At 72.9% G+C, this 10,562-nt stretch carries 9 protein-coding genes and 1 tRNA gene; 4 read left to right on the forward strand and 6 right to left on the reverse strand.

The genetic code is table 11. The features are described 5' to 3' along the window. The 5 genes from ACI6PP_RS21835 to ACI6PP_RS21855 all read right to left on the reverse strand — a co-directional run. Window positions 1-1,361 (reverse strand): FtsW/RodA/SpoVE family cell cycle protein (locus tag ACI6PP_RS21835; protein WP_421113828.1); only part of this gene is annotated, 1,361 nt, incomplete at its 3' end. Continuing rightward, on the reverse strand, window positions 1,358-2,677 hold the full coding sequence (locus ACI6PP_RS21840) for a PP2C family protein-serine/threonine phosphatase (protein ID WP_421113829.1): 1,320 nt from the start codon (window positions 2,675-2,677) through the stop codon (window positions 1,358-1,360). The genes ACI6PP_RS21840 and ACI6PP_RS21835, both read right to left, overlap by 4 nt. Window positions 2,678-2,680: 3 nt before the next feature. Further along, the gene (locus tag ACI6PP_RS21845; protein ID WP_421113830.1) at window positions 2,681-3,172 is read right to left on the reverse strand and encodes an FHA domain-containing protein FhaB/FipA; all 492 of its coding nucleotides are present in this window, start codon (window positions 3,170-3,172) and stop codon (window positions 2,681-2,683) included. Next, window positions 3,172-3,906, reverse strand: coding sequence for an FhaA domain-containing protein (locus ACI6PP_RS21850; RefSeq protein WP_421113831.1), 735 nt, complete (start codon window positions 3,904-3,906; stop codon window positions 3,172-3,174). The genes ACI6PP_RS21845 and ACI6PP_RS21850 overlap by 1 nt, the downstream gene beginning before the upstream one ends. Before the next feature lie 117 nt (window positions 3,907-4,023). After that, on the reverse strand, window positions 4,024-5,670 hold the full coding sequence (locus ACI6PP_RS21855; protein ID WP_421113833.1) for a sensor histidine kinase: 1,647 nt from the start codon (window positions 5,668-5,670) through the stop codon (window positions 4,024-4,026). A 140-nt stretch (window positions 5,671-5,810) separates the two neighbouring features. On the opposite strand from ACI6PP_RS21855, the gene ACI6PP_RS21860 reads away from it, so the two are divergent. The 4 genes from ACI6PP_RS21860 to ACI6PP_RS21875 all read left to right on the forward strand — a co-directional run bounded on the left by ACI6PP_RS21860 (window position 5,811) and on the right by ACI6PP_RS21875 (window position 9,452). After that, window positions 5,811-5,896 (forward strand) — tRNA-Leu (locus tag ACI6PP_RS21860). A 164-nt stretch (window positions 5,897-6,060) separates the two neighbouring features. Continuing rightward, window positions 6,061-7,632, forward strand: coding sequence for a helix-turn-helix domain-containing protein (locus ACI6PP_RS21865; RefSeq protein WP_421113834.1), 1,572 nt, complete (start codon window positions 6,061-6,063; stop codon window positions 7,630-7,632). 99 nt (window positions 7,633-7,731) lie between these two features. Continuing rightward, a complete protein-coding gene (locus ACI6PP_RS21870; protein ID WP_421113835.1) occupies window positions 7,732-8,844 on the forward strand; it encodes an LLM class flavin-dependent oxidoreductase in 1,113 nt (370 codons plus the stop codon). Further along, window positions 8,841-9,452, forward strand: a complete 612-nt coding sequence (locus ACI6PP_RS21875; RefSeq protein WP_421113836.1) for an FMN reductase — start codon at window positions 8,841-8,843, stop codon at window positions 9,450-9,452. The genes ACI6PP_RS21870 and ACI6PP_RS21875 overlap by 4 nt, the downstream gene beginning before the upstream one ends. 3 nt (window positions 9,453-9,455) lie before the next feature. Here the strand turns inward: ACI6PP_RS21875 and ACI6PP_RS21880 are convergent. Beyond that, window positions 9,456-10,562 (reverse strand): hypothetical protein (locus ACI6PP_RS21880; RefSeq protein WP_421113837.1); only part of this gene is annotated, 1,107 nt, incomplete at its 5' end.

The following is a 10,562-nucleotide window of genomic DNA, read 5'->3' on the forward strand; positions in this document are numbered from 1 at the left end:
TGCACCACCGCGGGTGCGGGGCGCCGGCTCTGGTCGCTGATGCGGAGCAGCAGGGCGACGATCGCCCAGTTGGCGAGGATCGAGGAGCCTCCGTAGGACAGGAACGGGGTCGTCAGGCCGGTGAGGGGGATCAGGCGGGTGACGCCGCCGACGACGACGAAGACCTGGAGCGCGATCGAGACCGCGAGACCCGCGGCGAGCAGCTTGCCGAACCCGTCGCGGCAGATCAGGGCGATGCGCAGCCCGCGCTCGACGATCAGCCCGTACATCAGCAGGATCGCCATCAGACCGGCCAGCCCGAGCTCCTCGCCGAGCGAGGCGGCGATGAAGTCGGAGTAGGAGTAGGGCGTGATGTCGGGAGAGCCCTGACCCAGCCCGCGCCCGAGCAGACCGCCGTGCGCCATGCCGTAGAGGCCCTGGATGATCTGGAAGTTTCGGTCCTGGTCGGCGAACGGGTCGAGCCAGCCGTTGACGCGCACCTGCACGTGGCCGAAGGTCAGGAACGCGAAGTACGCGCCGCCGAGGAACAGGCCGCCGCCGACGACGAGCCAGCCGGGACGCTCGGTAGCGACGTAGAGCAGCACCACGAACAGGCCGAAGAACAGCAGCGACGAGCCGAGGTCGCGCTGGAAGACCAGCACGCCGAGGCTGACGAGCCACGCCGCGAGGATCGGGCCGAGGTCGCGGCCGCGCGGGAGGTCGACGCCGAGGATCCGGCGGCCCGCGAGCGCGAGGGCGTCGCGCTTGACCACCAGGTAGCCGGCGAAGAAGATCGCGAGCGCGATCTTGGCGAACTCGCCGGGCTGCAGGCCCATCGGGCCGATGCGGATCCAGATCCGGGCGCCGTTGATGTTCTGCCCAATCACCGGCAGCAGCGGCAGCACGAGCAGCACGAGGGCGAGCAGGCCGAAGGTGTAGGTCATCGACTGCAGGCGGCGGTGGTCGCGGACGACCAGCAGCACCACGACGAAGCCGACGATGCCGAGCGCCGTCCACACCAGCTGCTGGCCGGCGAACGTCTGCACGTCGCCGCCGCTCTTGTCGAGCCGCGCGAGGTCGATCCGGTAGATCATCGCCAGACCAAGGCCGTTGAGCGTGATGACCACGGGGAGCAGCACCGGGTCGGCGTACGGGGCGAAGCGACGCACGAGCAGATGGGTGACCAGCGCGACGCCGGCGATCGCTCCCCCGAGGCGGTAGGCGAAGCCGGGCACCTCGCCGCTCACGCCGATGCCCACGGCGCAGTACGCGCCGATGCAGATCACCACGGCCATGACGACGAGCAGCAGCTCGGCGTTGCGTCGCTTGCGGGGGGCGCCGACGGCGACCGGGACCGCGGACGGGCCTGACGGGTTGCTCATGGCGACACCCCGTCGCACTCGCTGCCGGGACTGCCGGCGGTGCTCGGGTCGGCGCAGCGTGCGGCGATCTCCTGCAGGTTCTGCACCGACCGGCGCGCGTCGGCGAGGCTGGAGGCCTCGATGCCGGACCTCACCTGCTGCTGCCCGAAGGTGGGCAGCGAGTCGACGGTGACGTCGGTGACCTCGTGCACGCGCTCGAGGTCGAGGAGCGGGACGTCGGCCTGGACGCCCTGGAAGATCGCGACGCGGCCGTCCGACTCGGCGACGAAGTACTGGTCCTGCGACCAGCCGTAGGCCCACCGTGCCGCGACGACCAGCACGAGGACGACCACGGCGAGGATCACGCCGCGCCGCAGCCAGCGCCACCGGCTCGGCGCCTGGGGCGCGTACCGGACCGCCTCGGGATCGACGTCCTCGCCGGCGGGGCCGTCGCCGTCCTCGTCGTCACGGTCGCCGGTGACGGCCGGCTGGGATGCCGTGGTGGACCGGTCGGACGGGGGACGCGGCTGCTCGGCCGCGGCGCCCACCAGCATCGGACGCCCGTCGGCGCCGGCGAGCGAGTCGTCCGCGGGCGCGTCGGCGAGGACCATCTCGGCGATGACGCAGGTGATGTTGTCGCCGCCGCCACCGGCCAGGCTGCGCTGGACGATGTCGACCGCGGCGTCGTCGATCGTCGCCGACGCGAGGGCCTCGGCGATCTGCGCGTCGTCGATGTAGTCCGAGACGCCGTCGCTGCAGAGCAGGTAGCGGTCGCCCTCCTGCGGCTCGACCATCGACAGGTCGGGGTCGGAGTCGTCCGAGCCCAGCAGGACGCGGATGATCAGCGAGCGGTGCGGGTGCGTGCGCGCCTCGGCGGGCGTGAGGCGGCCCTCGTCGACGAGGGACTGGACGAAGGTGTGGTCCTTGGTGATCTGCGTGAGCTCGCCGTCGCGGAACCGGTAGGCGCGCGAGTCGCCGATGTGGGCGAGCGCGAACCGGCTGCCGTCCCACAGCATCACGACGAGCGTCGTGCCCATGCCCTCGGTGGCCGGCTGCGACTCGATCACCTCGGCCAGGCGGTCGTTGGCGCGGTGGACGGCGCCGGCGACGGCCTCGGTGGCGTCGCCCTGGAGGTCGACGTCGAGCCGGCGCACCACGTTGACGGCCTCGGACGAGGCGAGCTCGCCGGCGACGGCCCCGCCCATGCCGTCGGCCAGGGCCAGCACCCGGCTGCTCGCGAAGGCGGAGTCCTCGTTGCTCGAGCGACGTCGGCCGACGTCGGTCATCGCCACGTAGCGGTACGTGAGCGCGCCGGTGGGCGAGGGGGTCTGGGTCATCGGCTACTTCTGCAGCTCGACGACGGTCTTGCCGAGGCGGACCTCGGTGCCGATCGCGATGGGCACCGGGGTGGTGATGCGCTGGCTGCCCAGGTAGGTGCCGTTGGTGGAGCCGAGGTCCTCGACGAACCAGTCCTCGCCGTTGGTGGCGAACCGCGCGTGCCGGGTCGAGACGTAGTCGTCGTCGAGCCGGATCGCGGCGTCGGTGCCGCGGCCGAGGATGATCGGCTGGTCCGAGATCGGGACGCTCTGACCCGCGTTGGGGCCCTGGGTGATCTGCAGCTTGCGGGGCTTGCCGCGGGCGGGCTTGCGCCCGCGGGGCGCCTTGGCGGCCTTGGTGCGGGTCTTGGGCACCTTGGGCTGGCGGCCGGGCTTGCCGGTGTCGACGCGTGCGCCGAAGATGTCGGACCGGATCACCGACACCGCCGACAGCACGAAGAGCCAGAGCACGGCGAGGAAGCCGAGCTTGATGAGCGTCAGGGTGATGTCGGACATCACAGCCCCCCGGAGCGTGCGGCGTGCGGGTTGCGCACGGTCAGGGTGGTGTTGCCGAGCAGGATCTGCGAGCCGTCGCGCAGCGGCGACTCGCCGTCCACCCGCTGGCCGTCGACGACGGTGCCGTTGGTGGAGCCGAGGTCGAGCACGCTGACGCTGACGTCCTGGCTGGTCACGGTCACCTTGATCTGGGCGTGACGACGTGAGACGCCGGGGTCGTTGATGCGCAGCTCGGCCTCCGAGCCGCGTCCGAGCACCACGCCGGGGGGCGACAGCGGGTGCCGCACGCCGTTGACCTCGAGCACCACCGGCGCCCGGTGGACGGCGGTCTCGGTCATGCGCTGCCCGGCGACCGGGGTGACGACCGCGTTGGCCTGGCTGCGGATGCGGAAGCGGCCGGTGCCGAGGTCGTCGTGCTGCTCGAAGCCGATGCGCAGCGGGCCGGCGAGCGTGTAGCTCTGCTCGGTGACGTGCTCGCGCACCAGGTTGCCCAGCTCACCCTCGAGCGTCTGGCCGTACGGCGCCAGGCGGTCATGGTCGCCGGGCGACAGCTCGACGGTGAAGTCGTTGGGGACGAGCATGCGTCCGCGGGAGAGCACCTGCGCGTGGTTGTCGATCTCGCGCTGGAGCGCCGCCGCGATCTCCACGGGCTGCACGGCGCTGCGGAACGCGCGGGCGAAGGCGCCGGTCACGACGTTCTCGAGGCGCTGCTCGAAACGCTGCAGCACGCCCACGGTTCTCCTCCTCGCCACGGCACAGTCGTGCCCGCCCACGGGTCCGTGAGGCGGATGCTCCCGCCGATCGTATCGGGCCACGCACGTCGGTGCGGCGTCGCGCAGCGACGACACGCCTCAGCGGGGGAGTCGCACCGTCACGGTGGTGCCGGTGCCGGGCACGCTGACCACCGAGATCCGGCCCCCGTGGCCCTCGACGATGGCCCTGCTGATCACTAGGCCGAGGCCCACGCCGGGGATGGCCTGTCGCTCGACCTCGCGGGCGCGGAAGAACTTGGTGAACAGCTCGCGCTGGTCGTCCTCGGAGATCCCCATGCCGGTGTCGACGACCTCGACCACCACCTCGTCGTCGTCGGGGTGGACGCGGGCCGTCACCGTGCCCCCCTCGAGGGTGTACTTGACGGCGTTCGACACCAGGTTGTCGACGACCTGGGCGATGCGCCCCGGGTCCAGACGCATCGGCGCGACGGGCACGGCCTCGGTGACCAGCTGCACCCCGGCGGCGTCGGCCCGCACGCGGGCGGAGTCCATGGCGCGGGCGACGATCTCCCCCAGGTCGGACTCGACGGGCGTCAGACGCATCCGGCCCCCCTCGGCCTGGGCCACGGTCAGCAGGTCGGTGACGAGCGACAGCAGCCGGTCGGCGTTGCGCCCCACGATGTCGAGGTGGCGGCGCAGCCGCGGCGGCACCTCCTCGTCCTCCTCGAGCAGCTCGAGGTAGCCGATGATCGAGGTCAGCGGGGTGCGGAGCTCGTGGCTGACCGAGGCGACGAAGTCGTCCTTGGCCTGCACGGCCAGCACCCGGTCCGTCACGTCGTGGTAGACCATCACGGCGCCGCGCAGGTCGCCGTCCGGGCCCAGGATCGGCTGGGCGGAGACCGACGCCGCGATCTGGCGGCGTCGGTGCACGCCGTACCAGAGGGTGCGGTCGGTGAACGCCTCGCCGCGGGTGGCGGCCACGGTCGGCATGTCCTCGTGCCGGACGCGCGTGGTGCGGTCGGCCTCGAACAGGTGACCGTAGGAGTCCCCCGCGTTGGACGTCGTCGCGCCGATGGCCGCGCGCATGCGGTGGAGCGCCGGGTTCATGGAACGGAACTCGCCGTCGGCGTCCAGGACGAGCACACCGGTCTCGAGGACCTCGAAGACGGTGTTGAGCAGCTCGGCGCTGTCCTGGGAGGCCGCGGCGGCGGTCTCGAGCTCGTTCGTGGTCGCGCGCAGCGCGTCGTCCTGGTCGTCGCGCAGGTCCTGGGTCATGCAGACGGCGTTGGCGACGGTGAAGACCGCCAGGGGCACCACGAAGCCCGACCCGCCCGTCCCCGGGAGCGCGGACGTGGCGGCCAGCACCGACGTGAGCACGAACGCGCCGCCGGCGACGAGGGTGGCCCCCACGACCCCCGGCCAGCGGAACCACAGCCCGAGCCAGATGGCGGGCACCACCGTCACCAGGCCCATGCCGGTGACACCGGGACCGGCGGCGTCCATGAGGCAGACCGCGCCGATGGTGACCAGGGGCAGACCGGCGGGCCACCACGGGGACAGTCGGCTCCAGGTGACGGCGAAGGCGGCCGCCTGGCACACCAGGACCGTCACGAGCGCCGCGGCGAACAGGCGGGGCGACTCGTACCGGCCCACGACGAGGTGCTCGACCACCGTGACCACCAGGACCACGGCGGTCACCGAGCTCTGGCACAGGCGCACGGCCGGGTCGCCGTTGGTGCGGAGCACGTCCGCGGAGAGCGCGGTCAGCGGCGAACGGGTCTGCACGCGACCTACTATCCACCAGATGGATGAGGTGTGGTCGTCGCGGAGGCACCGAGGACCGCGGTCCGGAGGCGCCGGCACTGCCTGTTAGACTCCTGTCGGTCGTGCGGTGAACACTGCACGATGCATCTCCGTGGTGCCGCGCGCGGGTGGCGGAATGGTAGACGCGCTGGCTTCAGGTGCCAGTGTCCGAGAGGGCGTGGGGGTTCGAATCCCCCCTCGCGCACCACGGCCGGTCAGACCGGCTCGCACAGGCCCCCAGGTCACGACCTGGGGGCCTGTCGTCCGTCTGGGGCAGGATCTCGCCGGTCCCTCCTCCAGGTGGGCGTGCGTCACCGGGCGATTGCGGCAAGTCGTGCATCTCGGCGGGGCGGCGCTCCGATACTGACCGGCATGACGCTGGCCGAGGTGGGATGGGTGCTGCGCACGGCCCGTGCCTACGCCGCCGACCCCGACCTGCGCGTCGCGTCCCGGTTCGCGGCGGGCGACGCCGTCGTCCCCCCGGTGAACCCGTCGCAGGTCACCCGGTGGGAACGGGGCACCACGCCACCGTCGTACGACGTGGTGCGTCGGTACGAGACGCTCTGCGGCGTCTCGCCGGGGCGCCTGGTGGCGGCGGTCGACCTGGTGCACCGCGACGACGAGCCGCACCGGGCCGCCCCCCGGCTGCGGCGGCCGATGCCGCCGGACCCGGTCGCATCCGCCGAGCCGTTGCTCGAACGGGCGCTCGCCGACGAGGTGATGACCGGCAGCGACTGGGACCGGCTGTCGCTGCTCGTCGGGCGCCTCGACCAGGTGCTGATGCCGCCGGCGCAGTGGTACGCGCTGCTCTCCCGCGGCCTGGTCGAGATGGCGGTCAGCGTCGGTGTCCCCTACCTGCAGCGGGCCGAGTCCATGGCCCGGCTGGCCGGCCACCCGCGCGCGTCGGAGGCGGCCCACGAGCTGGTCCGTGACGTGCTCACCGACGCCGACTCCCAGGTCTTCAGCGAGGCGGCCGCCCTGCTGAAGCACTTCGCGCACCCCGGGGCCGGCGAGATGGTCGTCGCCTCGATGAGGTCGCCCGTCTCGCCCAACGCGCTGCGCGCCTCGCTGTTCGCGGTGGCCGGCCTGCTGCGCGACCGTCGTCTGACCTCCGACCAGGCGGTGGCGGCGGTGCAGGTCGCCCTCGAGCGCTGTCGCGACCAGACGCAGCCCTACCGGGTGCGGCGCAGCGCGGCCGACGTCCTGAGGGCGCTCTCGAGCTCGGCGCGTCGACGGATCGCCGTCGAGCTGGCCCAGCGGCCCGAGCAGCTCGCGGTGGCCTCGATCGTCGCCGGGGACGGACCGCTCGCCCGCGAGACCGCGTCGGCCACGCGGGCGCGCATCGTCGACCGCCTCACGACGCGGCTCGGCCTGGGGGTGGACGACGACGTGCAGCTGGTGGACCTGCTCGACCGGCTGTCCACCGAGACCAACGACGACCGGCGCGCGAACGCCCTGCAGCTGCTGATGGTGCTGCCCTTCGGGCGCACCGTCGGCCAGGCGTACGTCGGCGAGCTCGAGGCGTCGATGGTCGCCGACGACCCGACCCGCGTGCACGAGGCGCTCGGCGTCCTGATGTGCCTGGCTCCCGGCGACGACCTGAGGCTGCTGCTCGACCTCGCCGTCCGCGACGTCTCCGCCGGACGCGACCGCGACCAGGCGGCGATCGAGGCCTGCTGGGCGGTCGGCAACGCCAAGTTCGCCCCGGTGGACGCCGCCCTGGTGACGCGGCGGGTCCGCGGGGCCGTCGACGACGCACTGGCCGGACGCCGTGCCGCACCGCCCACCCTGCTCGAGGCCTGGGGCTACGTCCTGGGACGTCTCGGCACGCTCCCGCCGCTGGCCGACACCCCGACCGACGAGTCCGGTCGGGCCTGGCGGCGGGCCCACCGGTGGTGGACGTCGCTGCCGCCCCACGTCGAGGTCGCTGCCCGCGAGGTCTGAGCGCCAGGTGCGACCGGGAACACCTGGCGCGCGACTGTGGTTGAAATGTAAACTACAGGAGCCGGGCGAGCGTCCGGCACGAGCAGGGGAGCGACCACCATGCAGTTCGGAGTGTTCTCGGTCGGCGACGTCACGCCCGACCCCACGAACGGCACCGTCCCCACCGAGGGCGACCGCATCCAGGCGATGGTCACCATCGCGAAGAAGGCCGAGGAGGTCGGGCTCGACGTCTTCGCGACGGGCGAGCACCACAACCCGCCCTTCATGACGTCGTCCCCGACGACGATGCTCGGGTACGTCGCCGCGCAGACCGAGCGCCTCGTCCTCTCGACGTCGACGACGCTCATCACGACGAACGACCCGGTGAAGATCGCCGAGGACTTCGCGATGCTGCAGCACCTGGCCGGCGGCCGCGTCGACCTGATGATGGGCCGCGGCAACACCGGCCCGGTCTACCCCTGGTTCGGCAAGGAAATCCGCAAGGGACTCGAGCTCGCGGTCGAGAACTACCACCTGCTGCACCGGCTGTGGCGCGAGGACGTCGTGGACTGGCAGGGCCGGTACCGCACGCCGCTGCAGGGCTTCACCTCCACGCCCCGCCCGCTCGACGGCGTCCCGCCCTTCGTCTGGCACGGCTCGATCCGCACCCCCGAGATCGCCGAGCAGGCCGCGTACTACGGCGACGGGTTCTTCCACAACCACATCTTCTGGCCGATGGAGCACACCCGGCAGATGGTGCAGCTGTACCGCGAGCGGTACGAGCACCACGGCCACGGCAGCGCCGACCAGGCGATCGTCGGGCTCGGCGGGCAGGTGTTCATGGCCCGCAACAGCCAGGACGCGGTGCGGCAGTTCCGTCCGTACTTCGACCACGCCCCGGTCTACGGCGGCGGGCCGTCCCTCGAGGACTTCTCGCGCCAGACCCCGCTCACCGTCGGGAGCCCCCAGGAGGTCATCGAGCGGACGCTCACCTTCCGCGAGAACGTCGGCGACTACCAGCGCCAGCTGTTCCTGGTCGACCACGCCGGGCTGCCGCTCAAGACCGTGCTGGAGCAGCTCGACCTGCTCGGCGAGGTCGTGCCGGTGCTGCGCCGCGAGCTGGACGCGATGCGTCCGGCCCACGTCCCCGACGCGCCCACGCACGCCTCGCTCGTCGCCGCCCGCGACGCGGCCGCCGTCGCGGCGCCCGAGACCGTCGGGGCGACCCGATGAGCCCGCGCACGATCGCGGTGGTCTCCGCCGGCCTGAGCACGCCGTCGTCCACCCGGCTGCTCGCCGACCGGCTCGCCGCCGGGGTGGCCGATGCGGCCACCGTCCGGGGCCTCGACGTCCGCACGCCGGTGGTCGAGGTGCGCGACGTGGCGCACGAGCTGACCGACCGCCTGCTCACCGGCTTCGCGACCGGCGACCTCGCGTCCGCGCTCGAGACCGTCGGGGGCGCCGACGGCGTCGTCGCGGTGACCCCGGTGTTCAGCGCGTCGTACAGCGGGTTGTTCAAGTCGTTCTTCGACGTCCTCGACGAGCGGGCGCTCGCCGGGGTGCCGGTGCTCGTGGGGGCGACGGGCGGCAGCGTCCGGCACTCGCTCGCGATCGACCACGCGGTGCGTCCGTTGTTCTCCTACCTCGGTGCGCTCGTGGTGCCCACCGGCGTCTACGCGGCCTCGGCCGACTGGGGCTCGGCCGAGGACGGCGCCGAGCTCGCACGACGGGTCGAGCGGGCGTCCGGCGAGCTGGTCGACCTCGTGGCCGGCCGTCCGGCACGCACGGCCGCCGACCCGTTCGCGGTCACCGACTTCGCCAGGCTGCTCGGCGGTCGGTAGCGCTCAGAGCGTGCGGAACCGGGCGAGGTGACCGACGTCGGTGTTCCCCACGCGGTAGAAGGCGCCCGAGACCCACAGGTAGCCGCCGATGACGGTGACGCCGTTGATCCCGTTGTTGCGGCCGTCGCGGTTGCGGCCACGGCCGAAGAAGTCGGCCGAGGCCGGCATCCACCGCACCTGGTGACCGTCGGCGAGGGACAGGAAGGCGCCCATCGTGCCGCAGTTGCGACTCCCGCACCCGCGGGAGTCGAGCGGGATGTTGCCCTTGCTGCGGTGGAACCCGACGAACAGCCGTCCCTCGACGATCGCGCAGGCCTGCGCGTCGCCGTCGGTCTCGCGGAACCAGGCCTGGCGGCCCGTGCGACGGCTGATCGCCCGCACGCCGTTCTTGATCCCGCCCTCGCACAGGATGACCCGCTTGCGCTTGGCGTCGTGCACGATCGCGCCCGGGTTGGCCCCGCTGTAGCTGCTGCAGCCGCGGTTGCGGGGGATGGCGGTGCGGAACGACTTCCTGGACGCGACCCGGCCCGTGCGGGGATCCACCTTGGCGACGCCGTGGTTCCGGGCGACGGTCCCGTCGGTGCCCTTGACGGCGTTGAAGAACCCCCCGACGTAGACGCTGCCGGCGGCGTAGGTGGCGGTCTTGACGCCGCCGCAGACCGAGCGCACGGTCCAGCGCACGTCGGCGGTGCTGGGCGAGACGCTGAGCAGGCGTCCGCCGGTGGACACCAGGACCTGCTTGGGCGAGGGTGCGAGGCCGGTGACCGGGCTGGACGACGGCACCTGCCACGACGTGAGCGACCGCTTCAGCCCACTGCCTCGCCGAACCAGCGTGATCATGGCCGAGCGGCGGCGCTGCTTGCCGAACACGCGGGTGAAGCTGCCGCCGAGGTACACCCGGGCGGTGGCGCCGCCGCGGCAGAGCACCGACTGCACGAACCCGCTGTCGTAGCGCTCGCCGTTCTTGGTGGCCGGCTTGCCCGACACGTCGATGCTGGAGAGCCTGGCCCCCGTGGCCGCGTCGAGGACGAACACCCGGGTGACGCCCCGGCCGCGGGCACCCGCGGCGTAGGCGGTGACGTCTCCGCTCGCGACGACCACCCGGCGGCC

The sequence above is a fragment of the Solicola agrisoli genome (genome assembly GCF_049059935.1).
Classification (GTDB): domain Bacteria; phylum Actinomycetota; class Actinomycetes; order Propionibacteriales; family Nocardioidaceae; genus JAURVT01.